The organism is Serratia quinivorans (genome assembly GCF_052113645.1).
GTDB lineage: Bacteria > Pseudomonadota > Gammaproteobacteria > Enterobacterales > Enterobacteriaceae > Serratia > Serratia quinivorans_B.
The window spans coordinates 378,175-403,972 of record NZ_JBIEIU010000001.1; the positions used below are offsets into that span (position 1 = coordinate 378,175).

Annotated in this window: 27 protein-coding genes; 10 read left to right on the top strand and 17 right to left on the bottom strand. The window is 55.6% G+C overall.

Annotated elements, in window-relative coordinates; genetic code table 11:
- Window positions 1-262 precede the first annotated feature (262 nt).
- From ACGS9J_RS01695 to ACGS9J_RS01705, 3 genes are all read right to left on the bottom strand, one after another.
- On the bottom strand, window positions 263-853 hold the full coding sequence (locus tag ACGS9J_RS01695) for a Slp family lipoprotein (RefSeq protein ID WP_442229363.1): 591 nt from the start codon (window positions 851-853) through the stop codon (window positions 263-265).
- Window positions 854-954: 101 nt separating this feature from the next.
- Window positions 955-1,656 (bottom strand): tRNA (adenosine(37)-N6)-threonylcarbamoyltransferase complex dimerization subunit type 1 TsaB, encoded by a 702-nt coding sequence (gene tsaB / locus ACGS9J_RS01700; protein ID WP_442229364.1) that lies wholly within the window; start codon window positions 1,654-1,656, stop codon window positions 955-957.
- Between the two features lie 80 nt (window positions 1,657-1,736).
- Window positions 1,737-3,641, bottom strand: coding sequence for an ATP-dependent DNA helicase (locus ACGS9J_RS01705; protein WP_442229365.1), 1,905 nt, complete (start codon window positions 3,639-3,641; stop codon window positions 1,737-1,739).
- 133 nt (window positions 3,642-3,774) lie between these two features.
- On the opposite strand from ACGS9J_RS01705, the gene ACGS9J_RS01710 reads away from it, so the two are divergent.
- The gene (locus ACGS9J_RS01710) at window positions 3,775-4,119 is read left to right on the top strand and encodes a RidA family protein (RefSeq protein ID WP_442229366.1); all 345 of its coding nucleotides are present in this window, start codon (window positions 3,775-3,777) and stop codon (window positions 4,117-4,119) included.
- 57 nt (window positions 4,120-4,176) lie between these two features.
- On the opposite strand, the gene mdtI is transcribed toward ACGS9J_RS01710, so the two are convergent.
- The 4 genes from mdtI to zwf form a co-directional block, all read right to left on the bottom strand.
- Window positions 4,177-4,506: a multidrug/spermidine efflux SMR transporter subunit MdtI gene (mdtI, locus tag ACGS9J_RS01715; protein ID WP_020827249.1), complete on the bottom strand. Its 330-nt coding sequence runs from the start codon at window positions 4,504-4,506 to the stop codon at window positions 4,177-4,179.
- Window positions 4,493-4,861: a multidrug/spermidine efflux SMR transporter subunit MdtJ gene (gene mdtJ, locus ACGS9J_RS01720; RefSeq protein WP_442229367.1), complete on the bottom strand. Its 369-nt coding sequence runs from the start codon at window positions 4,859-4,861 to the stop codon at window positions 4,493-4,495. The genes mdtI and mdtJ overlap by 14 nt, the downstream gene beginning before the upstream one ends.
- A 565-nt stretch (window positions 4,862-5,426) precedes the next feature.
- Window positions 5,427-6,068, bottom strand: coding sequence for a bifunctional 4-hydroxy-2-oxoglutarate aldolase/2-dehydro-3-deoxy-phosphogluconate aldolase (locus ACGS9J_RS01725; RefSeq protein ID WP_442229368.1), 642 nt, complete (start codon window positions 6,066-6,068; stop codon window positions 5,427-5,429).
- 152 nt (window positions 6,069-6,220) lie between these two features.
- A complete protein-coding gene (zwf, locus tag ACGS9J_RS01730) occupies window positions 6,221-7,696 on the bottom strand; it encodes a glucose-6-phosphate dehydrogenase (protein ID WP_037419787.1) in 1,476 nt (491 codons plus the stop codon).
- A 418-nt stretch (window positions 7,697-8,114) separates the two neighbouring features.
- On the opposite strand from zwf, the gene ACGS9J_RS01735 reads away from it, so the two are divergent.
- Together ACGS9J_RS01735 and pyk are read left to right on the top strand one after the other, a co-directional pair.
- A complete protein-coding gene (locus ACGS9J_RS01735; protein ID WP_442229958.1) occupies window positions 8,115-8,987 on the top strand; it encodes a MurR/RpiR family transcriptional regulator in 873 nt (290 codons plus the stop codon).
- Window positions 8,988-9,175: 188 nt separating this feature from the next.
- A complete protein-coding gene (gene pyk, locus ACGS9J_RS01740; RefSeq protein WP_442229369.1) occupies window positions 9,176-10,618 on the top strand; it encodes a pyruvate kinase in 1,443 nt (480 codons plus the stop codon).
- 289 nt (window positions 10,619-10,907) lie between these two features.
- Here the strand turns inward: pyk and lpxM are convergent, their stop codons facing one another.
- From lpxM to znuA, 3 genes are all read right to left on the bottom strand, one after another.
- On the bottom strand, window positions 10,908-11,876 hold the full coding sequence (gene lpxM / locus ACGS9J_RS01745; RefSeq protein WP_442229370.1) for a lauroyl-Kdo(2)-lipid IV(A) myristoyltransferase: 969 nt from the start codon (window positions 11,874-11,876) through the stop codon (window positions 10,908-10,910).
- A gap of 149 nt (window positions 11,877-12,025) precedes the next feature.
- A complete protein-coding gene (gene mepM / locus ACGS9J_RS01750; RefSeq protein WP_442229371.1) occupies window positions 12,026-13,348 on the bottom strand; it encodes a murein DD-endopeptidase MepM in 1,323 nt (440 codons plus the stop codon).
- 21 nt (window positions 13,349-13,369) lie between these two features.
- On the bottom strand, window positions 13,370-14,335 hold the full coding sequence (gene znuA, locus ACGS9J_RS01755) for a zinc ABC transporter substrate-binding protein ZnuA (protein WP_442229372.1): 966 nt from the start codon (window positions 14,333-14,335) through the stop codon (window positions 13,370-13,372).
- Window positions 14,336-14,413: 78 nt separating this feature from the next.
- Here znuA and znuC point away from each other — a divergent pair, with 78 nt between their 5' ends.
- A complete protein-coding gene (gene znuC, locus ACGS9J_RS01760) occupies window positions 14,414-15,172 on the top strand; it encodes a zinc ABC transporter ATP-binding protein ZnuC (RefSeq protein ID WP_037419807.1) in 759 nt (252 codons plus the stop codon).
- Complete coding sequence (gene znuB, locus ACGS9J_RS01765; protein ID WP_442229373.1) at window positions 15,169-15,954, top strand: zinc ABC transporter permease subunit ZnuB; 786 nt, start codon at window positions 15,169-15,171, stop codon at window positions 15,952-15,954. The genes znuC and znuB overlap by 4 nt, the downstream gene beginning before the upstream one ends.
- Window positions 15,955-16,021: 67 nt before the next feature.
- On the opposite strand, the gene ruvB is transcribed toward znuB, so the two are convergent.
- The 7 genes from ruvB to ACGS9J_RS01800 all read right to left on the bottom strand — a co-directional run bounded on the left by ruvB (window position 16,022) and on the right by ACGS9J_RS01800 (window position 21,794).
- Window positions 16,022-17,026: a Holliday junction branch migration DNA helicase RuvB gene (gene ruvB / locus ACGS9J_RS01770; RefSeq protein WP_020827261.1), complete on the bottom strand. Its 1,005-nt coding sequence runs from the start codon at window positions 17,024-17,026 to the stop codon at window positions 16,022-16,024.
- Window positions 17,027-17,046: 20 nt separating this feature from the next.
- Window positions 17,047-17,661: a Holliday junction branch migration protein RuvA gene (gene ruvA / locus ACGS9J_RS01775; protein WP_442229374.1), complete on the bottom strand. Its 615-nt coding sequence runs from the start codon at window positions 17,659-17,661 to the stop codon at window positions 17,047-17,049.
- Between the two features lie 108 nt (window positions 17,662-17,769).
- Window positions 17,770-18,291, bottom strand: a complete 522-nt coding sequence (gene ruvC / locus ACGS9J_RS01780) for a crossover junction endodeoxyribonuclease RuvC (protein WP_004945529.1) — start codon at window positions 18,289-18,291, stop codon at window positions 17,770-17,772.
- A gap of 73 nt (window positions 18,292-18,364) precedes the next feature.
- On the bottom strand, window positions 18,365-19,108 hold the full coding sequence (locus ACGS9J_RS01785; protein WP_012145503.1) for a YebC/PmpR family DNA-binding transcriptional regulator: 744 nt from the start codon (window positions 19,106-19,108) through the stop codon (window positions 18,365-18,367).
- 19 nt (window positions 19,109-19,127) lie between these two features.
- Window positions 19,128-19,574 carry a dihydroneopterin triphosphate diphosphatase gene (gene nudB / locus ACGS9J_RS01790; protein WP_262240421.1) on the bottom strand — a complete coding sequence of 149 codons (447 nt, stop codon included), beginning with the start codon at window positions 19,572-19,574 and terminating at the stop codon, window positions 19,128-19,130.
- Window positions 19,574-21,364, bottom strand: a complete 1,791-nt coding sequence (gene aspS, locus ACGS9J_RS01795) for an aspartate--tRNA ligase (RefSeq protein ID WP_442229375.1) — start codon at window positions 21,362-21,364, stop codon at window positions 19,574-19,576. Before aspS ends, nudB begins: the two co-directional genes overlap by 1 nt.
- Window positions 21,365-21,566: 202 nt before the next feature.
- Window positions 21,567-21,794, bottom strand: a complete 228-nt coding sequence (locus tag ACGS9J_RS01800) for an FmdB family zinc ribbon protein (protein ID WP_442229376.1) — start codon at window positions 21,792-21,794, stop codon at window positions 21,567-21,569.
- Between the two features lie 202 nt (window positions 21,795-21,996).
- Between ACGS9J_RS01800 and ACGS9J_RS01805 the strand changes: the two genes are divergently transcribed.
- The 5 genes from ACGS9J_RS01805 (at window position 21,997) to cmoB (ending at window position 25,778) form a co-directional block, all read left to right on the top strand.
- A complete protein-coding gene (locus ACGS9J_RS01805) occupies window positions 21,997-22,575 on the top strand; it encodes a hydrolase (protein WP_442229377.1) in 579 nt (192 codons plus the stop codon).
- Between the two features lie 74 nt (window positions 22,576-22,649).
- A complete protein-coding gene (locus tag ACGS9J_RS01810) occupies window positions 22,650-23,465 on the top strand; it encodes a DUF72 domain-containing protein (RefSeq protein WP_442229378.1) in 816 nt (271 codons plus the stop codon).
- A gap of 102 nt (window positions 23,466-23,567) precedes the next feature.
- Window positions 23,568-23,963: an MAPEG family protein gene (locus ACGS9J_RS01815; protein ID WP_020827270.1), complete on the top strand. Its 396-nt coding sequence runs from the start codon at window positions 23,568-23,570 to the stop codon at window positions 23,961-23,963.
- A gap of 103 nt (window positions 23,964-24,066) precedes the next feature.
- Window positions 24,067-24,810 (top strand): carboxy-S-adenosyl-L-methionine synthase CmoA, encoded by a 744-nt coding sequence (gene cmoA / locus ACGS9J_RS01820; protein ID WP_442229379.1) that lies wholly within the window; start codon window positions 24,067-24,069, stop codon window positions 24,808-24,810.
- A complete protein-coding gene (cmoB, locus tag ACGS9J_RS01825) occupies window positions 24,807-25,778 on the top strand; it encodes a tRNA 5-methoxyuridine(34)/uridine 5-oxyacetic acid(34) synthase CmoB (RefSeq protein WP_442229380.1) in 972 nt (323 codons plus the stop codon). The genes cmoA and cmoB overlap by 4 nt, the downstream gene beginning before the upstream one ends.
- The last annotated feature ends 20 nt before the right edge of the window (window positions 25,779-25,798 follow it).

Sequence of the window (25,798 nt, forward strand, 5' to 3'; positions counted from 1 at the left end):
GAGTTTTAAACAATATTCAGGTTGCGATGTACGTCACTAATTGACGGGGTCCCCCTCGCCAAAAGAAAAAGGCGGCCGGAGCCGCCTCAAATTGCTGACAATGTTCTTTGCGTTTAAAAGCCCTGATCTGAGGGCTAATAAAAAACCAAGAATGATGTCTTCTGATTTACCCCAAACACCCGAAAATCCCATTTTTCGGGTGTTTGTCATCAGACTAAGGCGGCCGGGCCGCCCTCTTAAAATGGTTTACAACAAGCGAACACTACTCGGTGACGATGGTTTGCACCTGCGCCGGGCCAGGGTTATACCAGCCGTATCCCACGCCCCAACCTGGGCCCCAGGTGCCGCTACGCCAGCCCCATGGCCCCATCGGCGCCGGTGGCATCATCACCTGCTGGGTCAAATGCCAGCGTTTGTAGCCGGTGGCGTTCATGGTGACAAATTTATACGGCGTCATACCGATCTTACCGTCTTTCACACCGGTGATCGGCCCCACCACGGTCACCAGCTGACCTTTAAAATCAACCGGCTCCAGGAAGCCGTTAACCGAAGCTAACAGCCGGCCCCGCGACGGCTCACCCAAAATCGGCCGGGCACCGGAATCGAGTGGCACGGCAGCAATTTCCAACACCGTGCGCCCCTGTTCATTGGCGACGTTGACTACGGTGCCGCCAAAGCGAGCCTCGGCCCCGGCAAACAGATTCGGTGCATTTTGCACCGAAGATAGCTGTTGCACCGGCGTTGCCGTGCTGCCTTTGATGACATCAGGCACGGTTACGCAGCCTGACAGCACCAGCGCACCGCCGGCGATGGCCAGCAGCGACATTTTTTTACTTACAGTGCGGGTTAACATCGTCGCAATCTCCTGAAATGGCTGTAACTTTGACATCAATTCACAGAGCAAGTTGCAGAACATTCATATTCCGGCTGCCACCCAAGCACAATGGGCTGCGGCTATTCGCGGCCCGGCAATTTTTTCCAGGTGACTTCGTTGCGCAGGTAAGTTGGCTCGGCATTTTCGACCGCGACCGCCAGCCCTTGTTGCCAGGCATGCAGCGCCAACGGCAGCATATCTTCCGCCTGAGGCAACAGCATTTGCCCATCGCTCAGGGTTAACGAGGAACCGGCAACCAGATCCGGATAGGTTTGCCAACCGGTACCGACATGCGCCCAGTGGCCTTGCAGACCCTGCGCACGTACCAACGCCTGCTGCGGCGTCAGTACCGCTTCACCTTCGCTTTCAAGCCAGTTGCCGTCTTGCTGACGCTCAAACTGTCCCCAATAAACTTCCCCCATCCGCGCATCTATTGCCGCCAACACCCGGTCAGCCCCGGTGAGACGCCAGGCGCCTTGCGCCATGGTTTGCAGCGTGGAGATCCCCAGCAATGGCAAGCCGGCACCCAGCGCCAGCCCTTGAGCGATACCGATGCCAATACGCACGCCGGTAAAGCTGCCTGGCCCGCGGCCGAACGCCAGAGCATCGAGCTGATTAAGGGCGACGCCGGATTCTGCCAGCACCTGCTGCACCATAGGTAAAATACGTTGCGTATGCTCACGTGGGCACAGCTCAAACAGGGCGTGGATTTCGCCTTGATTCCAGATAGCAACGGAACAGGCTTCCGTCGCTGTATCGATCGCTAAAATTCGCGTGGACATGCCAACCTCAGGCGGGAAAAAAACAGGGTTTTTCATACAGGGCGCGCATTGTAGCACAGCCCTGGGGTCACGCCTATCGGCTAGCGCTCCGCCTGCAGGAAGGCAATGGCCTGGGCGATATCGCGGGTGCGCGGCGTTGGCGGCAGGCTATTGAGAAACACCTCGCCATAGGGTCTCATCACCAACCGATTATCGCAGATCACCAGTACGCCACGATCGTCGGTATCACGGATCAGTCGTCCCACGCCCTGTTTAAGCGTGATGACCGCATCCGGCAGTTGCACGTCGTTAAACGGATCGCCGCCGCGCAATCGACAGTCTTCAATTCGCGCTTTCAGCAACGGATCCTCAGGGGAAGTAAACGGCAGTTTGTCGATAATCACGCACGACAATGCATCGCCGCGCACGTCCACCCCTTCCCAGAAACTGCTGGTCGCCACCAACAGCGCATTGCCGGCCTCGACAAACTGCGCCAACAGTTGGCCTTTGCTGGTTTCCCCTTGCAACAGCACCGGCAACGTCATGGTCGCGCGGAACTCTTCCGCCAGTTCTCGCATCATCTGATGCGAGGTGCAAAGGAAGAAGCAGCGACCGTTATTGGCCTCAATCAGCGGCCTTAACATACGCGCCAATTGCCGGGCGCCGCCAGGCTGATTCGGTGAAGGTAAAAAACGTGGCACGCACAGCAACGCTTGCTTGGCATAGTCGAATGGGCTGGCCAGCAGCAGCGTTTTGGCCTTATTCAACCCCAGACGCTCGGTAAAATGCCCCATTTGTTCATTAACCGACAGGGTAGCCGAGGTGAAAATCCAGCTACCTGGTTTCTCATCCAGCAATTCGCGGAAGCGATCGGCCACCGTCAGCGGCGTCAACGCCAGTACAAAATGGCGTGAGTTGCACTCATACCAATAGCTGAAGCCCGGCTCATTGACCTCTTTCAAACGTTTAAGACGTGCACGGTACAAAGTCGCGCGCTCGAAGGCCGCATCCAGCAGGGCCGACCGACCAAGGGACAGTTTGACCACGTCGTAACACAGCTCCAGCGCATCATCGAGCAGCAGCAGGGCGCGTTGTACATTGGGCTGGCTCAGCACCTCGCGTAGGTTGCCGCGAAACCCCGGCTCCCCCAGCATTAAGCGAAAATCCTGCGTGCTTTGGCTGAGGCGGTCGGCGCTTTTTTGCAACTGTGCGGCGTCGCGCACTTCGGTGCGGTAGGCAATGGAAATGTCTTTGGCCAGATCCAGCAACTGACGGCTGGTCAACTGCTTGCCGAAATACTGGCTGGCAATATCCGGGATTTGATGCGCTTCATCGAAGATCATCACGTCAGCCTCAGGGATCAACTCGGCAAAACCGCCCTCTTTCACCACCATATCCGCCAGGAACAGATGGTGGTTTACCACCACCACGTCGGCATCCATGGCGCGGCGACGCGCCTTGACCACAAAGCAATCTTTATACAGCGGGCAGTCGCTGCCCAGGCAGTTGTCGTTTGTGCTGGTCACCAGCGGCCAAACGAAGCTGTCTTCCGCCACGTCGCTGCAACTGCTGATGTCGCCCTCTTTGGTCATTGACGACCATTTGCGCAAATGGACCAGATCGATCAGCGCCTGCCCGGCCAGCTCACCGCCGGCCATCGACTGCTGTTCCAGACGTTCCAGACACAGGTAATTGGAGCGCCCTTTTAACAGCGCCATCTTGCCTTTGTACTTCAGTGCCTTGGCGACGGTGGGTAAATCGCGCGCATAAAGCTGATCCTGCAGCGCTTTTGACCCGGTGGAAATAATCACTTTGCGATCGGCCCGCAGCGCCGGTACCAGGTAGGCGAAGGTTTTGCCGGTCCCGGTGCCCGCTTCGACCACCAGTTCCTGCTTGAAGTTAATGGCTTCGGTGACCGCTTCCGCCATCTGCCGCTGTGCTTCACGCGGTTTGAAACCCTTGATTGCCTGCGCCAGGGCGCCGTCTGTTGCGAAATCGTCTGTCACGCTATCTCTCTGCCGATGTAATTCAGCGTTAATTATGCCTATCCTGCCGCACCGCTACCACCGACTTTATCGTCACGCATTTTTGCCGATGGCTGTGTTACCCTTAACGCGATGATGATATGGAGATAATTGCATGAATATCGAACGAATTGATCCTGACCAGCGTTGGTCCGAAGCCGTGGTTCACAACGACACCGTCTATTACACCAGCGTGCCGGAAAATCTGGATGATGACGCTACCGCCCAGACCGCAAACGCCCTGGCGGCGATTGACGTGATCCTGGCGCGCGTAGGCTCCGACAAAAGCCGGGTGCTGGACGCCACCATTTTTCTGGCCGACGGCGCCGATTTTGCTGGCATGAACGCCGCCTGGGATGCCTGGGTGGTTGCGGGTAGCGCGCCGGTGCGCTGCACCGTGCAAGCCAAATTGATGAATCCGAAGTACAAGGTCGAAATCAAAATTATTGCTGCGCTGTAAAACCAAAAACCGCAGACGATAACGCCTGCGGTTTTATTTTTTCTACTCTTGTGCTGATTAAGCCAGTTTGATGATCACCATGCCCGCCAGCAACAGTACCAAGCCAATCCAGCCTTTGGCATTCAGGCGCTGACCGAACAGGATCCAGCCGGCGGCGATTGTCGCGGCGATACCGAAACCGCCCCACAATGCATAAGCCACCGACAGGTCAATCCCCTTCACCGCCTGTGCCAGAGCACTGAACGCTCCCAGCACCGACAGCAATGACAGCAGGCCTAACCAGATTTTACGGAAACCGTCTGACATCTTCAGGAAGATGTTGGCGACAATTTCCAACACAATCGCCAGTCCCAAGAACCCAATGTGGTACAACTCAAGCTGTTGCATGGTTGTCACCTCGCGGGCTGGCCTGTTTTCGTGGTTTGCGGGTGCCGGACTTCACCAACATGATACCGGCGATCAACGTCACCAGACCCAGCACTTTCAACGCCGAGATCGGTTCGTCGAACCACAGCACGCTGAACAGGGTAATAAACAGGATACCGATCCCTTCCCACAGGGCATAAGCAACGCCCAGGGCAACGCGTTTTACCGCCAACGACAACATAATGTACGACGCAGTGATCATCACATACATCACGATATGGCCGGTCATGCCGCCGCTGACGCTGGCGTATTTCATTGACAGGGTACCGATAATTTCGGCCACGATGGCCAAGCCTAAAAAGATCCAATAAATCATAATTTCTCTCCCAAACGGCGAATAACGCACGCTAAGGCATATTTATCCCGATTTATCTCGTCAGACAGGCGCAACCAGGCGCTGAAGACGCAGAGATCCCTGGGGATAAACTGACCCAAACGTAATAAAGATGTTTGCCCGGATACGCGAAATGACGGAGGACTGAACCTGTCACCAGCACCGGTTAAGGGAGAAAGACGCTATAGCTCGCTGCACCAGTGATGCTCACTGGCAAGGATGGCAGACAGGAAAAGCTGGCAAGTAGAGGTTCTGAGGGTAATTCCATTAGTTGTCATCATAAGTATTCTCTATTCTCAGCCGCACATTATCTTGTTACACGGAGTGCGATTTGCCCAATATCCTCATCAAGTAAAATTTTCAACTGCGATAGTTGTACCATAGCCGAAATTATAAAGCAAACCGCCGTTTTCACAAAAACGATAAAAAAAGAGTTTAAAAATAAGAAAGTTAACTGATTTAAAAATAAAAAAAGGCTCAACACGTTGTTGAACCTTGGTTTAAATTGGCGGGGCCAAATAATCGCCAACCCCAGGCCCGGCGCAGGTTACGCCGTAGCGCCGCTGACCGCAGTACGGGCCAGCTCGGTGATGCGGGCATAGTCGCCATTTTCAAGCGCGTCAGCCGGAACCAGCCATGAACCGCCGATACACAACACGCTTTTCAGCGCCAGATAATCACGGTAGTTGTTTGGCGTGATGCCACCGGTCGGACAGAAACGGACCTGCGGGAATGGGCCACCGATCGCCTGTAGCGCCTTCACTCCCCCGTTGGCTTCCGCCGGGAAGAACTTGAACTCACGCAGACCATGATCCATGCCCAGCATCAGCTCTGAAACGGTGCTGATGCCCGGAATTAACGGAATGCTGCCTGCGGTAGCCGCCTTCAACAGCGCTTCCGTCAGGCCCGGGCTGATGGCGAATTGCGCACCGGCCTCGGTCACTGCCTGCAACTGCTGCGGATTAATCACCGTACCGGCACCAATAATCGCCTCCGGCACCTCGGCCGCGATAGCGCGGATCGCCTCCATGGCGCAATCAGTGCGCAAGGTAACTTCCAATACGCGCACACCGCCGGCTACCAGCGCCTTGGCCAGCGGCACCGCATGTTCCAGTTTGTTGATCACAATGACAGGAACCACCGGGCCTGCGGTCAGGATCTGTTCTGCGCTGGTTTTCCAGTTTTTCATCGTTACTTCTCCATTACTTACGGGTTATCAATGGCACGCCCCTGCCACAGGGCCCCACGCGTTAACGCGGGCGTCCGGCCGTACCCCAAGTGATGTTAGCCCCGGTACTGCGGGCAAAAAAATGCCGACAGGTTAAGCTGCCGGCAGGGTTATTACTCGAACTCGTTCCAGGAACGGCCGTCGCGGGTGATCATCGCCACCGAAGCGACCGGGCCCCAGGTACCGGATTGGTACGGCTTAGGCGCTTCGTTATCCGCTTTCCACGCGTCCATGATGGAGTCAACCCACTTCCAGGCCTCTTCCACTTCGTCGCGGCGTACGAACAGCGCCTGAATGCCACGCATGGTTTCCAGCAGCAGGCGCTCATAAGCGTCGGCCACGTGCTCCTGGTTAAAGGTTTCGGAGAAACTCAGATCCAGCTTGGTGGTTTGCAGACGGTGCTTGTGATCCAGGCCCGGCACCTTGTTCAACACCTGGATCTCGATGCCTTCATCCGGCTGCAGACGAATGGTCAGTTTGTTCTGCGGCAACTGCTGGTAAGAATCGCTGAACAGGTTCAATGGCGGGTTCTTGAAGTAGACCACCACTTCAGAACATTTGGTCGGCAGGCGCTTACCGGTACGCAGGTAGAATGGCACACCGGCCCACTGCCAGTTGTCGATATCAACCCGGATAGAGACGAAGGTTTCGGTGTTGCTGCTTTTGTTCGCCCCTTCCTCTTCCAGATAGCCCGGCACTTTTTTGCCCTGCACGAAGCCGGCAGTGTACTGGCCACGCACCGTGGTTTCACGCACATTGGTCTGATCGATACGACGCAGTGAACGCAACACCTTCACTTTTTCGTCACGAATACGGTCAGTGGTCAGATCCGCCGGTGGCGACATGGCGATCATGGTCAGGATTTGCAGCAGGTGGTTCTGGATCATGTCACGCATCTGGCCGGCTTGGTCAAAATAACCCCAGCGCCCTTCGATGCCCACTTCTTCCGCCACGGTGATCTGCACGGAATCGATGGTACGATTATCCCAGTTGGAAGCGAACAGTGAGTTGGCGAAACGCAGTGCCAACAGGTTCAACACCGTCTCTTTACCGAGATAATGGTCAATACGGTAAACCTGGCTCTCGTTAAAGTATTCCGCGACCTGATCGTTGATCACGCGTGAAGAAGCGAGATCGGTGCCTAGCGGTTTTTCCATCACCACGCGAGCCGGCTCATGGTTCAGCTTGGCTTCGCCCAACCCTTTGCAAATCGCGCCGAAGGTGCTTGGCGGCATGGCAAAGTAGTTGATGGTGGTGCGATGCTTCTGGTCCAGCATTTTGCCCAATTTGGCAAAATTCTTGCTGTCGTTCACATCCAGGTTGCAGAAATCCAGGCGCGCGCTCAGCGTAGCCCAGAGTTCGTCATCCAGTTTTTCTTTCATAAAGGTGCCAAGCGCTTCCTTGACCACCTTGATATAGGCTTCTTTATCCCACTCGGCACGGCCGACGCCGATAATACGGGTATCCGGGTGGATATGACCGGCTTTCTCTAACTGGTACAGGGAAGGCAACAGCTTACGACGCGCCAAATCGCCTTTCGCGCCGAAAATAACCAGGTCACACGCCTGGGCTGTAGAGGTTACCGCCATGTTCATCTCCTCGTTGCAGGATATTTGTAATTTTCTTACATTACTAATGTACTCTCTTTAACTACGGCCAGTAAACCCGGATCAAAAGCAGAAAAAAAGCCCTAGAAATTGCAGTGTTAAGCGTTAACGACCCAAAGTGCCGCTGACCGAACCCAAAACTGTAATTTTCTGTCTTTTTTGACGCTCTTTTACCATTATGAAAGTTAGACACAGGTCATGTTCTGATGAAAAAAGCCTGCATACCCTCTGTCGACACTGCCAACGGTTACCAGCACGTAGTATATTTTCACTAAACCGGCATTGATTTCTCCTTTGATTGAAATCGACATACCCTATGAGTTTCAAGTTATAGCCAGTGCATTCACCTCCGCTATAGCTTGAAATACGACGGGTATAAACCATGAGTGACTCTCGTTATATGAATACGCTGGAAAAAATCCAGAGCCATCTGGAGCTGCTTAGCAAATCTGAACGGAAAGTCGCTGAGGTGATCCTCGCTTCCCCGCAGACCGCCATTCACTCCAGCATCGCGACGCTGGCCCGGATGGCGGACGTCAGCGAACCTACCGTCAACCGCTTTTGTCGCCGTCTCGATACCAAGGGCTTCCCCGATTTTAAGCTGCACCTGGCCCAAAGCCTGGCCAATGGCACTCCGTACGTAAACCGTAACGTGGAGGAAGATGACAGCGTCGATTCCTATACCGGTAAAATATTCGAATCGGTAATGGCCAGCCTGGATACAGTAAAGGCAAATTTGGATATTGCCGCAATCAATCGTGCTGTTGATCTGCTTACCCAGGCAAAAAAGATCTCTTTCTTCGGGCTAGGCGCCTCGGCAGCCGTCGCCCACGACGCGATGAACAAATTTTTCCGCTTTAACATCCCGGTGGTCTATTTCGACGATATCGTCATGCAACGCATGGGGTGCATGAACTCCAGCGAGGGTGATGTGGTGGTGCTAATCTCCCACACCGGTCGTACCAAAAACCTGGTGGAAATGGCGCAGTTGGCGCGGGAAAACGATGCTACGGTGATCGCCATCACCTCGCGCGATACCCCGCTGGCACACGAAGCCACCCTGGCATTGCTGCTCGATGTACCGGAAGATACCGACGTTTATATGCCGATGGTGTCGCGAATTGCGCAATTAACGCTCATCGACGTTCTGGCCACCGGATTTACCTTGCGCAGAGGGGCCAAATTCAGAGATAACTTGAAGCGGGTCAAGGAAGCGTTGAAAGAATCGCGCTTTGATAAGGGTGTGGTCATCCCCAACAATTTCGACTCGTAACCGATGTGAAAAAAACCGTCGTTCCGGATCCTCGCAACGAAGGCATTAGAAGCAGTACCCTGTTACAACGCTCATGCGGGTAACCCGAGTGAAATATCAGTGTAGTAAAATTACATTTCACTCCTGGTTTCGTTACCCGACGTTATCGCAACACCAATAATTTGCTTCACCAGTCAACGGAGTAATACATGTCCAGACGGCTCAGAAGAACCAAAATCGTTACCACCCTGGGTCCGGCTACTGACCGCGACAATAATCTGGAAAAGATCATTGCCGCCGGCGCTAACGTAGTTCGGCTTAACTTTTCCCACGGCACTGCAGAAGATCACCAGGCTCGCGCTGACAAAGTGCGCGAAATTGCTGCCAAGTTGGGACGTCACGTCGCTATTCTGGGTGACCTGCAAGGGCCGAAAATTCGTGTTTCCACCTTTAAGGAAGGCAAAATCTTCCTTAACATCGGTGACAAGTTCCTGCTCGATGCCAACATGTCCAAGGGCGAAGGCGATAAAGAAAAAGTCGGTATCGACTATAAAGGCCTGCCTGCCGACGTGGTGCCGGGCGACGTACTGCTGCTGGATGACGGCCGTGTACAGCTGAAAGTGCTCGAAGTTCAGGGCATGAAAGTCTTTACCGAAGTGACCGTTGGCGGCCCACTGTCCAACAACAAAGGCATCAACAAACTGGGTGGCGGCCTGTCCGCGGAAGCCCTGACCGAAAAAGACAAGGCCGATATCGTCACCGCGGCCAAAATCGGCGTCGACTATCTGGCGGTTTCCTTCCCGCGTACCGGCGAAGATCTGAACTACGCACGCCGCTTGGCGCGCGATGCAGGCTGCAACGCCAAGATCGTGTCCAAGGTTGAACGTGCCGAAGCCGTTTGCAGCGACGAAGCCATGGATGACATCATTCTGGCCTCCGACGTGGTGATGGTTGCCCGTGGCGATTTGGGCGTCGAAATTGGCGACCCGGAGCTGGTCGGCATCCAGAAAAAACTGATCCGTCGCGCCCGTACGCTGAACCGCGCCGTGATCACCGCGACCCAGATGATGGAGTCGATGATCACCAACCCAATGCCGACTCGCGCCGAAGTCATGGACGTGGCAAACGCCGTGCTGGACGGTACCGACGCCGTGATGCTGTCTGCAGAAACCGCCGCCGGCCAATACCCGGCAGAAACCGTGGCTGCGATGGCGCGCGTTTGCCTGGGCGCTGAGAAGATCCCAAGCATCAACGTTTCCAAGCACCGCCTGGACGTGCAATTCGACAACATCGAAGAAGCTATCGCCATGTCTTCAATGTATGCGGCTAACCACCTGAAAGGCGTTACCGCACTGATCGCCATGACCGAATCTGGCCGCACCGCACTGATGATGTCGCGTATCAGCTCCGGCCTGCCGATCTTCGCCATGTCCCGTCATGAGCACACGCTGAACCTGACCGCGCTGTATCGCGGTGTGACTCCGGTGTACTTCGACAGCCATAACGATGGTGTCGTCGCCGCCAATGACGCGGTTAACCGCCTGCGTGATAAAGGCTTCCTGGTGTCCGGCGATCTGGTGATCGTCACTCAGGGTGACGTGATGGAAACCGTTGGTACCACCAACACCAGCCGCATTCTGCGCGTCGAATAATCCGTCCTGCTGCCGGCCGATAACTCGGCCGGCATTTTTTATCGCCCCGCCCTTTTCCCCTGTTAAATTCGTCTCCTGTCGCCGCCACGGTAAAGGGAGAACCTTCGATGCTTCATCAGCACCCACCGCAAAACCGCACGGCCCAAAAGCTGGAACAACTTTGCACAAATGCCAGCCGTGCTGGAGCCGCTGATCGCCCAAGGTGCATGGTGCATATTTGAACCGCCAGAAACAGCAAGGGCCAGTCACCCGCAGATGACTGGCCCTTGGCCTGACGCGAAAACTGAGCTTAGCGGTATAAATCGTCGCGCGAATAGGGTTCGATTTCCCCTTCTTTGCGTGTTTTCAGCAATTTGAGGATCCAGGTGTACTGTTCCGGGTTGGGCCCGACCAGATTCTCCACCTCTTCATTCATTCGCCGCGCAATGCTGTGATCGTCAGCCGTAGCCAGGTCGTCCATCGGCGGGCGAATATAAATATCCAGCATGCTGGTTTTGCCATCATAGACCGGGAACAAAGGCACAATGGCCGCGCGGCAGACTTTCATCAGACGGCCCACCGCAGGCAACGTAGCTTTATAGGTTGCAAAGAAATCCACGAACTCGCTGTGTTCGGCGCCGTGATCCTGGTCAGGCAGATAATAGCCCCAGTACCCCTGGCGCACTGAGCTAATAAACGGCTTGATGCCGTCATTGCGCGCATGCATACGACCGCCAAACTTACGACGCACCGTATTCCACAGATAATCGACCAACGGATTGCTTTGGTTATGGAACATTGCCGCCATCGGTTGGCCACGCGCCGCCATCAGCATTGCCGGGACATCCACCGCCCAACCGTGCGGAACCAGGAAAATCACGTTTCGGCCTTCTTCGCGTATTTTATCCAGCACCTCTTCCCCGTGCCAGCGAACGCGCTTCAACACTTTCTCCGGTTGGGTGCAGGCCAGCTCGGCCATCAGGATCATCGACTGCGGAGCCGTAGCGAACATCTCGTCAATAATATGCTCGCGCTCATTTTCCGGCACCTCCGGCAGGCAGTACAACAGGTTGATGCGCGCACGGCGACGGGCACCTTTAGCCACCTTACCGGCCAGCTTGCCCACCGCGCCAAGCACCGGATCGCGCAGACGCGCAGGCACCAGTGAAATACCGGCCATCAGCCCGGTGCCCAACCAAACGCCCCAGTAGCGCGGGTGGTAAAAGGCTTTCTGAAATTGCGGAATGAACTCTGGGTTCGATTTTTTCTCGTTTTGCATGCACAAGCTCTTAGCATAGCGGTTCGGCTAATCATAATTGCAAAGGGTGATTTTGCAATTAACAACGGCGAAGCACCAAAATAAAACAACATCGGCCCGTAATCAGGCCGATGGAATCACTGGCGCGATAACGCGCCCGGACAAGAGGATTAATCCAGCTGCAGTTGAGGCACCACTTCTTTCACCTGCGCCAGGTAATCGCTGCGATCTTTACCGCTCAGCCCTTCAGAACGTGGCAGTTTCGCCGTCAGCGGGTTCACCGCCTGTTGGTTGGTCCACATTTCGAAGTGCAGGTGCGGGCCGGTAGAGCGCCCGGTGTTGCCGGACAGCGCAATACGGTCGCCGCGCTTCACCTTCTGCCCCGGCTTAACCAACAGCTTTTTCAGGTGCATATAACGCGTGGTGTACTGGCGGCCGTGGCGGATTGCCACGTAGTTACCTGCCGCGCCGCTGCGCTTGGCGATCAACACTTCACCGTCACCCACAGCCAGCACCGGGGTGCCGACCGGCATCGCAAAGTCGACGCCTTTATGCGGCGCGATGCGCCCGGTGACCGGATTGACCCGGCGTGGGTTGAAGTTTGAAGAAATGCGGAACTGCTTCATGGTTGGGAAACGCATAAAGCCGCGCGCCAGGCCGGAGCCCTGACGATCGTAGAATTTACCGTCTTCGGCACGGATGGCGTAATAGTCTTTGCCACCGGTACGCATACGCACGCCTAATAATTGGCTCTGTGCGCTCTTGCCGTCAAAGTGTTCACGGGACATCAGGACCGAGAACTGATCGCCTTTGCGCAATTTACGGAAATCCAACTGCCACTGCAGCGCTTTGATCACCGCATTGATTTCAGCACGGTTCAGGCCGGCATCACCGGCGCTGCTGACAAAGCTGCCGTTCAAGCGACCGCTGATCACGTTGTTGCGCCATTCGCCCTGCTGAGCTTCCTGCGTTTCTTTGAAACTGTTGCCGGTGCGATCGTAGGTGCGGGTTTCACGCCGGGACACTTCCCAGGTCAAACGCTGCAGATCGCCGGCGTCGTTCACCGTCCATGACAGCTGTTGGCCGATTTTCAGATTACGCAGATCGCGGTTTTGCGATGCCAGCAGCGTGACGTCCGACATATCGATACCGTATTGGGTCAGAATGCTGCCCAGCGTATCACCGGTGGAAACGACATATTCATGCACACCATCCTCGCCGGCGACCTTCTGGTCCAGCTCATCCTGTGGGATGTCATCATCGGGGGTGGCTTGGTCGATATCGATCGGCTCACTGGCTTCCGGCAGCAAGGATCGTAACTGACTGGATTCTAATTCAATGCTTTTAACGATGGGGTTATGTTCTGGGTGATAAACAAAAGGCCGCCAGACGGCAACGGCCAATGTAACCACTGTCAACGACCCCAGCATGACGCGATGGGGCCGTGGCAGATTGTTATACGCCAGAGCGATAGTTCGGACTATCTGCTGCACTCGATTTTATCCTCATAATCTTTACTTCAGGCAGCTCACGTACTGGTTTGACAGCTGAGTCAGGAAGTTCCCGTAGCTGTCTTTCCCCAGTGCGATGCCGGTGCCCAACGGGTCCAGCGTTCCAGAACGCACTTTAGTCCCCTTGGCAACGGCATTGATTACGGCCGGCCTGAATTGTGGCTCAGCAAAAACGCAGATTGCTTTCTGCTCAACCAACTGTGTTCGAATTTGGTGTAAGCGCTGTGCTCCAGGTTGGATTTCGGGATTCACGGTAAAATGGCCCAACGGGCTCAAACCGAAATGTTTCTCAAAATAGCCGTAAGCATCATGAAAAACAAAATATCCTTTACCTTGCACAGGCTTGAGCATGTTACCAACATTTTTGTCAGTTTGCGTCAGCAGATTCTCGAACTGGCGCAGGTTTGCGTCTAATTTGTCCTTATTCTGTGGCATAAGTTCCAATAACCTGTCGTGAATCGCGATCGCGGTCACTTTTGCCACTTCCGGAGACAGCCAAACGTGCATGTTATATTCACCATGATTATGTCCATCCCCCTCATCATGGTCGGCATGATTATGCGCATCAGCTGCATGATCATGATCCTGTTCATGCTCGTGGTGGTCGTCTTCGCCCTTCATCAACAGCGGTTTTACCCCACTCAGTTCACTGATGGCCAATTGGCGATTGGCCGCTACCGGCGTTAACGATTTGGTCAGAAAAGCTTCCATGTCCGGCCCCACCCACACCACCAGATCGGCGGCGCGCAGGCGCTGGATATCTGAAGGCCGCAGTGCAAAATCGTGCGGCGATGCACCATCCGGCAACAGCACTTCGGTCGGCGTTACGCCATCGGCAATGGCGGAAGCGATAAAGCCCAGTGGGCGAATGGAGGTCACCACCGCCGCAGAGGCGCTGCTCAGTGGTCCGGCCATCATCAGTGCAGTAGCCAGCAACGTGCGCTGCAGCCATTTATTTTTCTGTGCCATTGTCAGTAATCCCGTCGTTTTCATCAGCGAGGCGTGATATTATAACATTCGGTTAGTTCTGCAAAATGTAATCATGAGATGTCCACACTGACAACGCTAAAAAATATCTCCGTCTCCTTTGGTAACCGCAAGGTGCTGTCGAATATTTCGCTCAGCCTGCAGCCGGGCCGTATTCTGACGCTGCTCGGCCCAAACGGCGCGGGCAAATCCACGCTGGTCCGAGTGGTGCTCGGGCTGATTGCGCCCACCGAAGGTACGCTTGAACGCGAACCGGGCCTGCGCATTGGTTATGTACCGCAAAAACTGCACCTCGACGCTACCCTGCCGCTCACCGTCAGCCGCTTTATGCGCCTGAAACCCGGCGTTAAAAAAGCCGATATTCTGCCCGCGCTCAAACGCGTACAGGCGGCGCACCTGCTCGAACAACCGATGCAGAAACTCTCCGGCGGCGAGAATCAGCGCGTACTGCTCGCCCGTGCGCTACTGAACAAGCCACAGCTGCTGGTGCTGGATGAGCCAACGCAAGGGGTTGACGTCAACGGTCAACTGGCGCTGTACGATCTCATCGATCAACTGAGAAAAGAGTTGGGCTGCGCGGTATTGATGGTGTCCCATGACCTGCACCTGGTGATGGCAAAAACCGATGAAGTACTCTGTCTCAACCAACACATCTGCTGTTCCGGCGCGCCGGAAGTGGTCTCGATGCATCCTGAATTTATCGCCATGTTCGGCAACCGCGGTGCGGAACAGCTGGCGGTCTATCGCCACCACCATAATCACCGTCACGACCTGCAAGGACGAATTGTGTTGAAGAAAACCGGGGGCCGTGAGGCATGATCGAACTGTTATTACCCGGCTGGTTGGCCGGGGTATTGTTGGCCGCCGCCGCCGGTCCACTCGGCTCATTTGTGGTCTGGCGTCGGATGTCCTATTTCGGCGATACCCTGGCGCACGCGTCATTGCTGGGCGTGGCCTTCGGCCTGCTGCTAGACGTGAATCCTTTCTATGCGGTGATCGCCGTGACACTGGTGCTGGCGCTGGTGTTGGTGTGGCTGGAGCGTCGCCCGCAGCTTTCGGTTGATACCCTGCTCGGCATTATGGCGCACAGTGCGCTGTCGCTGGGGTTGGTGGTAGTGGCGCTGATGTCCAACGTACGGGTCGATCTGATGGCCTATCTGTTTGGCGATCTGCTGTCGGTGACTCTCAACGATATCTGGATGATTGCCATTGGGGTCAGCATCGTACTGCTGATCCTGTGGTGGCAGTGGCGAAACCTGTTGTCGATGACCGTCAGCCCTGAGCTGGCACACGTTGACGGCGTCAATCTGGTACGCGCGCGCACCGTATTGATGTTGGTTACCGCCCTGACCATTGGCCTGGCGATGAAATTCGTCGGCGCGCTGATTATCACTTCACTGCTGATTATTCCAGCGGCTACCGCACGACGCTTTGCCCGCACTCCGGAGCAAATGGCTGCCTATGCGGTGCTGGTGGGGGTGCTGGCAGTGACCGGTGGCCTGACCTTCTCGGCATTTTACGATACCCCGGCCGGTCCCTCGGTGGTGTTGAGCGCGGCGGTGTTGTTCGTCCTGAGCTTGTCCAAGAAGCAGCAAGCCTGATTTCACGACGCAGAGACGACAAGGGCCGCATAAGCGGCCCTTTTTAATGCGGATTGCGGAGCAATATTTACTCTTCGCGCACCATGCCAAAGTGCTTATAGGCATGATTGGTGGCCATGCGCCCACGCGGCGTGCGCTGGATGAACCCTTGCTGGATCAGGAAGGGTTCGATAACGTCCTCGATCGTTTCCCTTTCTTCGCCAATCGCGGCCGCCAGGTTATCCAGGCCCACAGGGCCACCGGTGAACTTGTCGATAATCGCCAGCAACAGTTTGCGGTCCATGTAGTCGAAACCTTCGGCGTCAACGTTCAACATGTCCAACGCCTGCATCGCCACTTCGCCATTGATCACGCCATTGGCGCGTACCTCGGCAAAATCGCGCACCCGGCGCAGCAAACGGTTGGCGATACGTGGGGTACCGCGCGCGCGGCGAGCCACTTCATGCGCCCCTTCGTCCGACAGATCCAGCCCCAGACAGTTAGCGCTGCGTGAAACGATGTGCTGCAAATCGGCGACCTGATAAAACTCCAGGCGCTGCACAATGCCGAAACGATCGCGTAGCGGCGAAGTCAATGAACCGGCGCGGGTGGTTGCCCCCACCAGCGTAAACGGCGGCAAATCGAGTTTGATCGAGCGAGCGGCCGGCCCTTCGCCGATCATGATATCCAGTTGATAATCTTCCATCGCCGGATACAGCACTTCTTCCACCACCGGAGACAGGCGGTGGATTTCATCGATAAACAGCACGTCGTGCGGCTCGAGGTTGGTCAGCATCGCCGCCAGATCGCCCGCCTTTTCCAGCACCGGGCCGGAAGTGGTGCGCAGGTTAACGCCCATTTCATTGGCAACGATGTTGGCCAGCGTGGTTTTTCCCAGCCCTGGTGGGCCGAAGATCAACAAATGGTCCAGAGCGTCGCCACGCTGCTTGGCCGCCTGAATAAAGATTTCCATCTGCTCGCGGACATGCGGCTGACCGACGTATTCCGTCAGCAGCTTTGGCCGGATGGCGCGATCAAGAATTTCTTCTTCATTGATCGGCTCGGCAGAAATCAGGCGATCGGCTTCAATCATTCTCTACCCCTTATCGGCGCTTACAGCGCGGCGCGCAGTGCGTCGCGGATCAGGGTTTCGCAATCTGCGCCCGGCTTGGCGATTTTGCTGACCATACGGCTGGCTTCCTGCGGTTTATAACCCAGAGCCACCAGCGCAGAAGCGGCCTCGGCTTCGGCATCCAGCTCGGCAGCTTGCGCCGCCGTAGCGGGAAGCGTGATTTCACTGCTGCTGTTGAACAGATCGCCATTGAGCCCTTTGAAGCGGTCTTTCATTTCGACCACCAGACGTTCTGCCGTTTTCTTGCCTACGCCCGGCAATTTTATCAGCGAAGTGATCTCTTCGCGCTCAACCGCGCTGACAAACTGTTGCGCAGACATGCCGGACAGAATAGCCAACGCCAGTTTTGGCCCTACGCCGTTCACTTTGATCAACTCGCGAAACAGCGCACGCTCTTGTTTATCGTTGAAGCCATACAGCAGTTGTGCATCTTCGCGCACCACGAATTGGGTAAACACAATAGCCTCTTGCCCCAGCTCGGGCAGTTCATAAAAGCAGGTCATCGGCATATGCACTTCATAGCCCACGCCGTTTGCCTCCAGTAATACCAGTGGCGGCTGCTTTTCCAGAATATATCCTCTGAGACGACCTATCATTTACCCTCCTGCTGAATTCTTGAACATGACCTTCTGCCATGCCGTGCTGGTAAAGCTTATAACATAAAAAAGGCTGGATGAATATCCAGCCTCGGAACTGATTAAGCGTTACTTTAAACGTCCACGCGCCAGATTCAACCGCCCTTCGCTCATCCGCAGCACGTTTTGGCTGAGATGGCAGTGGGTAATGGCGATCGCCAGCGCATCGGCGGCATCGGCCTGGGGATTGGCCGACAGCTTAAGCAACGAACGCACCATGTGCTGCACCTGTGCCTTTTCCGCCGCGCCGGTACCGACCACCGTTTGTTTCACCTGTCGTGCCGCATACTCAAACACTTCCAGATCCTGGTTCACGGCCGCGACAATCGCCACGCCGCGCGCCTGCCCAAGCTTGAGCGCCGAATCCGGGTTTTTCGCCATAAACACCTGTTCAATAGCGAAAAAGTCAGGTTTGAACTGGGTAATGATTTCACTGACGCCGGCATAAATCAGCTTCAAACGCGTCGGCATGTCATCCACCACGGTACGAATGCAACCGCTGGCAATGTAGCTCAACTGGCGGCCCTGCTGACGAATCAGGCCGTAACCGGTGACGCGCGATCCGGGATCGATACCGAGTATGATCGTCATCCCTACACCCACCTTGCGTTAAGCATTAACTTCGCCAGGCGCTGCCACAAAGCAGCGCCGTACTTCCACCCCATTACAGCGTCGCGGCAACCTCGTCGGAGATCTCACCGTTATGGTAAACCTCCTGCACGTCGTCGCAGTCTTCCAGCATGTCGATCAGGCGCAACAGCTTAGGCGCGGTTTCTTCATCCATATCGGCCTTGGTCGATGGGATCATGGAAACTTCGGCCGAGTCGGCGGTGAAACCGGCTGCGGTCAGTGCGTCTTTCACTTCGCCCAGATTTTCCCAAGCGGTGAATACGTCGATAACACCGTCGTCATAGCTGACGATATCTTCAGCACCGGCTTCCAGCGCCGCTTCCATCACCACGTCTTCATCCAGACCCGGAGCGTAAGTGATCACGCCCTTCTTGGTGAACAGATAAGCCACGGAACCGTCGGTGCCGAGATTACCGCCGCATTTGGTGAAGGCATGACGCACTTCGGCCACGGTACGGTTGCGGTTGTCACTCAGGCATTCGATCATGACGGCAGTGCCGCCCGGGCCGTAACCTTCATAAATGATGGTTTCCATATTGGAATCATCATCACCGCCCACGCCGCGTGCGATGGCACGGTTCAGGGTGTCACGCGTCATGTTGTTGGACAGCGCCTTGTCGATCGCCGCACGCAGACGCGGGTTAGCCCCCGGATCGCCACCGCCCAGTTTCGCGGCGGTCACCAGCTCGCGAATAATTTTGGTGAAAATTTTACCGCGCTTGGAATCCTGCGCTGCTTTACGGTGCTTTGTGTTGGCCCACTTACTATGACCTGCCATAAAAAATCTCCGAAAAAAATTACTGGACTGAATTAATCACAAACTCTTCAATCGCCTGCTGATTGCTCCAGGACTTGGTCAACTTCACGGCTTGCGCCGCCTCAAGCCACTGGTAGGCGTGATGCTCGGTAATCACCGGATCGCGCTCTTCAGGTAAAGCCAGACAGAACCAATGCTCTTTATTGCGCGTGGTTCCCGGGGCATAGCGATGTCGCAAATGGACAAAGAGTTCAAACTCCACACAGCGCTGGCAATCGAACAACGGCAGTTTCTCTGCTTCGATATCGATGCCGACTTCTTCCATGACCTCACGCCGTGCGGCATGCGGCGGCGACTCATCTTCCTCCAGGCTGCCGGTCACCGACTGCCAGAATTCGGTATCATCGCGCCGCTGTAACATCAGCACCCGGCCACTGGATTTGGCATAAATCACTACCAGAATAGACTCGGGACGCTTGTAGTTCATTACGGATTCTCTACATTTGAATCGTCAGTCGCTTTCTTTACCACGCTGATTGCCAGCTCTTGCAACGAAGCCGGGTTCGCGAAGCTTGGTGCTTCGGTCATCAGGCAGGCCGCTGCGGTGGTTTTCGGGAAGGCGATCACGTCACGAATGTTGTCGGTACCGGTCAGCAGCATCACCAGGCGATCCAGACCAAAGGCCAGACCGGCATGCGGCGGCGTACCGTACTTCAACGCGTCCAGCAGGAAGCCGAACTTCTCGCGCTGTTCGTGCTCGGTGATACCGAGAATGCTGAACACCGTCTGTTGCATTTCGCTACGGTGAATACGCACGGAACCGCCACCCACTTCGTAGCCGTTAATCACCATGTCGTAGGCGTTGGCGATAGCATTGATTGGCGTGTTGGCCAGCTCTTCCGGGCTCATGTCGCGCGGTGCGGTGAACGGATGGTGCATCGCGGCCAGGCCACCTTCGCCGTCTTCTTCGAACATTGGGAAATCCACAACCCACAGCGGTGCCCAGCTGTCCAGCTTGGTCAGTTCAAGGTCACGGCCCAGCTTCAGACGCAGTGCGCCCATGGCATCGGTGACAATCTTGAAGCTGTCGGCGCCGAAGAACAGAATGTCGCCTGTCTGCGCGTTGGTGCGCGTCAGGATCGCTTCCAGCACTTCTGCGCTGAGGAATTTAGCAATCGGGCTCTGTACGCCTTCCATGCCGGCGGCGCGGTCATTGACCTTCAACCAGGCCAGGCCTTTGGCACCATAGATGTTAACGAAAGCGCCGTATTCGTCGATCAGCTTACGGGTCAGCTGCGCGCCGCCCGGGACACAGATCGCGGCAACGCGGCCTTTGGCATCGTTAGCCGGGCCGGAGAACACTTTGAACTCTACGTCTTTCACCAGATCGGCAACGTCCACCAGCTCCAGCGGGTTACGCAGGTCCGGTTTGTCCGAGCCGTAACGACGCATGGCTTCTTCGAAGGTCATCACCGGGAAATCGCCCAGATCGATGCCCTTCACGTCCAGCCACAGTTCACGTGCCAGTTTCTCCATCACTTCACGCACCTGATCGGCAGTCATGAAGGAGGTTTCCACGTCGATCTGGGTAAATTCAGGCTGACGGTCGGCACGCAAGTCTTCGTCGCGGAAGCACTTGACGATTTGGTAGTAGCGATCAAAACCGGACATCATCAACAGCTGTTTGAACAACTGCGGTGACTGCGGCAACGCATAGAATTTACCTTTATGTACGCGGCTCGGCACCAGGTAATCACGGGCACCTTCCGGCGTGGCTTTGGTCAGCATCGGGGTTTCGATGTCGAGGAAGCCGTGGCTGTCCATAAAACGACGAACAAAGCTGGTGATTTTGGCGCGGGTTTTCAGGCGATCGGCCATTTCCGGGCGACGCAGATCCAGGTAGCGATATTTCAGGCGCGCTTCTTCGCTGTTGACCTGGTTGGAGTCCAGCGGCAGTGGCTCGGAGCGGTTAATGATCTCCAGAGCATGGGCGAACACTTCCACTTCGCCAGTCGCCATATCTTTATTGATCTGGCTGTCCGGACGGGCACGCACGGTGCCGACGATCTGGATGCAGAATTCATTGCGCAGGTCGTACGCCTTATCGAACGCGGCCTTCTGGTCCGGATCGAAGAACACCTGCACGATGCCTTCGCGGTCGCGCATATCAATAAAGATCAGGCCGCCCAGATCGCGACGACGGTTGACCCAACCACACAAAGTGACTTCCTGGCCCACGTGGGACAGATTCAACTGCCCGCAATATTCAGTACGCATACGCTATCCTTTTGGCTTAAGCCGATGCCGCGCGGGCTTTTAGCGCCTGCCACGCGGCTGTTTTCTGATGAACTCTATACCCGTCATCTTTCAAGTTGCAACGTTGTTATCTGCACCGGCTCACCCCAGTGACTTACTTAAGTAAGCGCCTGGGGTGAGCCGGCTGGTCGCCTGGCTGCAACTCGAAAGCTATAGGGTATATTTACTTACCCGGTTTGAAGTCGGTTGCATACCAGCCGGTGCCTTTTAACTGGAAACCGGTGGAAGAAATCAGCTTGGTCAATGCGGGCTGCCCACACGCCGGACAATCCGTCAGCGGCGCATCGGAAAATTTTTGCAACTTCTCTAACCGGAGGCTGCAAGCACCACATGCATATTCATAAATCGGCATAGGTCGTTGGAGTAAAGTGAGTTGAAAAAAGGCGATCATTATAAAGGAAATTCATGCGCCAGATAAGTGCGAACTCAGCTTTGTTGCAACACTAAATGGCGTGTTTTTGCCCGAAGTAACACATTGATTAACAAATTTCTCATTAACCGGTGATGCTTTTTTCACGTAGCCTGAATCGATACTTGTTTAGCGCGCCATTTCAGCTGCGCGTATTTTATCCACCCCGTCACGAGATATTTCCATGTTGAAACTTGAGGCTCCAACCACCGCCCTGGTGTTAATTGATTTGCAAAACGGCATCCTGCCCTTCGCCGGTGGCCCGCACAGTGCCGAAAGCGTGGTTGCCAATGGTGCGCAGTTGGCCGCACATTTCCGCTCGCTGGGCGCACCGGTGATCCTGGTACGCGTCGGCTGGTCCGATTCCTTCGCCGAAGCGCTAAAACAGCCGGTCGACAAGCCATCCCCCGCGCCTGTCGGCGGACTGCCTGCCAACTGGTGGGACTTCCCTGAATCCCTGGCAGTGAGTGACAGCGACGTTCTGGTGACCAAACGTCAATGGGGTGCGTTTTACGGCACCGATCTTGACTTGCAACTGCGTCGTCGCGGCATTAAATCGATCGTGCTGGGCGGTATCTCCACCAATATTGGCGTGGAATCCACCGCTCGCGCCGCCTGGGAACACGGCTACGAATTAGTGATCGCCGAAGATCTGTGCAGCGCGCAAAATGCTGAAATGCACCAGTTTGCTTTCGACAATATCTTCCCGCGACTGGCGCGCGTCCGCAGCACCTGCGAAATTCTTGCCGCACTCGGCGAGTAACGTTAAGTTGTAGGGGCGCCGCATGTTGCGTCCACCTTTGACTGGCAGGGAAAATTAAGGAAGATGCAAGCTTGATGTATATCGGACTCCCACAGTGGCAACACACGGCCTGGAATCGTATCGGGCTGCGCGATCTGGCGGATTACAGCCGCTATTTTAACTGCGTGGAAGGCAATACCACCTTCTACGCGTTACCCAAACTGGAAATAGTCCAGCGCTGGCGCGACATGACCACCGATGATTTTCGCTTCTGTTTCAAATTCCCCGCCACCATCAGCCATCAGGCCGCTCTGCGCAACTGCGCTGCCGATCTTCAAGCCTTCTACCACTGCCTGGGCCCGGTACATCAGCGCATAGGCCAGCTTTGGCTGCAACTGCCTGCCGCGTTTGGCCCGGCAGAGCTGCCAGCGATGTGGCAGTTCTTTGACGCGTTGCCCAAAGAATTCACCTACGGCGTAGAAGTGCGCCATCCGGCATTTTTCGGCAAGGGTGAAGAAGAACGGCTGTTGAATCAGGGATTGCATCAGCGCGGTATCAACCGGGTGATCCTCGACAGCCGACCGGTGCATCACGCCATCCCCAACAGCGCGGCGGTGCGCGATGCCCAGCAGAAAAAGCCCAAGCTGCCAGTGCATGCGCTGGTCACTGCCGATAATCCACTGGTGCGTTTTATCGGCGGCGACGTGTTGCAAGATAATCTGCGCTGGTTCGACGCCTGGCAGCAAAAATTGCCCGTTTGGCAACAACACCACCAGCCGTTCCTGTTTATTCATACGCCGGATAATGGCGATTCGCCCCAACAAGCGCAGAAAATCTGGCAGCAACTGCATCAGGCTATTCCGAATTTGCCACCCCCGCCTGACTGGCCGGAGCAGGATGCACTGTTTTGACCGATTAATCTGACCAATTACATCAGATTTTTCCTCGCGACAGTGATTGCAATGGCGGCTATGATGCTGGCTGCCAGTTTTGGTTAGGGAATGGAGTTAAAAATGGTAAGCGCGCTTTATGTTGTGCTCGGCGCATTGTTGTTGATCAAACTCTCTTATGACGTGGTTAGGTTAAGGATGCAATACCGTGTCGCCTACGGGGACGGCGGTTTTTATGAGCTGCAAACCGCGATCCGCGTTCACGGCAATGCCGTAGAATACATTCCTATCGCCGCCGTCCTGCTGGTGATCATGGAAATGAACGGCGCTGAAATATGGATGATCCATATTTGTGGTCTGATGTTGATGGCCGGCCGTTTGGTACATTATTACGGTTTGCGCAACCGCGAGGTTCGCTGGCGTCGCTCTGGCATGGCAGCCACCTACATTTCGTTGGTGTTAATGGTGCTGGCCAATATTTTCTACTTGCCATGGGATCTTATTTTCAGCCTGCATTAATCCCCTGCTTGTCCTCAGGCGGCTACGCCGCCTGCTTCCGCTGCGCTTTCTCGCCATTATCTGTTAGAATATGCCCCTTCGAATTCTGAACTGATTTTCCGCTATGCCAAACCGCGATACTCTTTTTTCTGCCCCGATCGCCAAACTGGGCGACTGGACCTTCGACGAACGCGTCGCTGAAGTGTTCCCTGACATGATCCAGCGTTCCGTTCCCGGCTATTCCAATATCATTTCGATGATTGGCATGCTGGCCGAGCGTTTCGTGCAACCCGACAGCCAGGTTTACGATCTGGGATGTTCACTGGGTGCAGCAACGCTGTCGATGCGGCGGAATATCAAGGTGGCGGGTTGCAACATCATCGCCGTCGACAACTCTCCGGCCATGGTTGAACGCTGCCGCCGTCATATTGATGCTTTCCGCGCCGACACCCCAGTAGAGGTTATCGAAGCCGACATCCTCGATATCAACATCGAAAACGCCTCGATGGTGGTACTGAACTTTACCCTGCAATTCCTGGAGCCGGCCGACCGCCTGCGCCTGCTGGAGCAGGTTTACCGAGGCCTGCGCCCAGGCGGCGCACTGGTGCTGTCGGAGAAGTTCAGCTTTGAAGATGCCGATGTCGGCGAGCTGCTGTTCAACATGCACCACGATTTCAAACGCGCCAACGGTTACAGCGAGCTGGAAATCAGCCAGAAGCGCAGCATGCTGGAAAACGTCATGCTGACCGACTCCGTAGACGCCCACAAAGCCCGTCTGAAACAGGCCGGTTTTGAGCATGCGGAAGTCTGGTTCCAGTGCTTTAACTTCGGTTCGCTGATCGCGTTGAAAGCGGGAGCCGCAGCATGATTGAGTTTGGCGATTTTTATCAGCGCATTGCGAAAAGTAACCTCAGCCACTGGTTGGATACCTTGCCCGCGCAACTCAGCGCCTGGCAGCGTGAATCGCTGCACGGCAAATTCAAACAGTGGTTTAACTCGGTTGAACATTTGCCGGCACTGACACCGACCCAGCTTGATTTGCTGCACGGCGTACGCGCCGAGATGGAACCGCCATTGTCGCCGGGGCAGTTGGAAGGCATCGAAAAGATGCTGCGGACCATGATGCCGTGGCGTAAAGGCCCATTCTCACTGTACGGCATCGATATCGACACTGAATGGCATTCCGACTGGAAATGGGATCGCGTATTGCCGCACATTTCTCCGCTGGCCGGCCGTACCATTCTCGACGTCGGCTGTGGCAGTGGTTATCACCTGTGGCGCATGGTTGGCGCCGGTGCACAGTTGGCGGTAGGTATCGATCCGATGCAACTGTTCCTGTGCCAATTCGAAGCAGTGCGCAAGCTGCTGGGCGGCGATCAACGCGCCCATCTGCTGCCGCTCGGCATTGAGCAACTGCCGGAGCTGGCTGCCTTCGATACGGTATTTTCGATGGGCGTGCTGTACCACCGCCGTTCACCGCTGGACCACCTGTATCAACTGAAAAACCAGCTGGTTGCCGAAGGGGAACTGGTACTGGAAACTCTGGTAGTGGAAGGCGATCGTCATCAGGTACTGGTACCGGGTGACCGCTATGCGCAAATGCGTAACGTCTACTTTATTCCGTCGGCTGAAGCGCTGAAGTGCTGGCTGGAGAAGTGCGGTTTCGTCGACGTGAAAATCGCCGACATGTGCGTAACCAGCACCGAAGAGCAACGCCGCACCGATTGGATGACCAGCGAGTCACTGGCCGAGTTCCTCGATCCGAACGACCCAAGCAAAACCGTCGAAGGTTACCCCGCTCCGCTGCGTGCCGTGCTGGTGGCGAAGAAGCCTTAAACCAAAAACGTCATCACTCC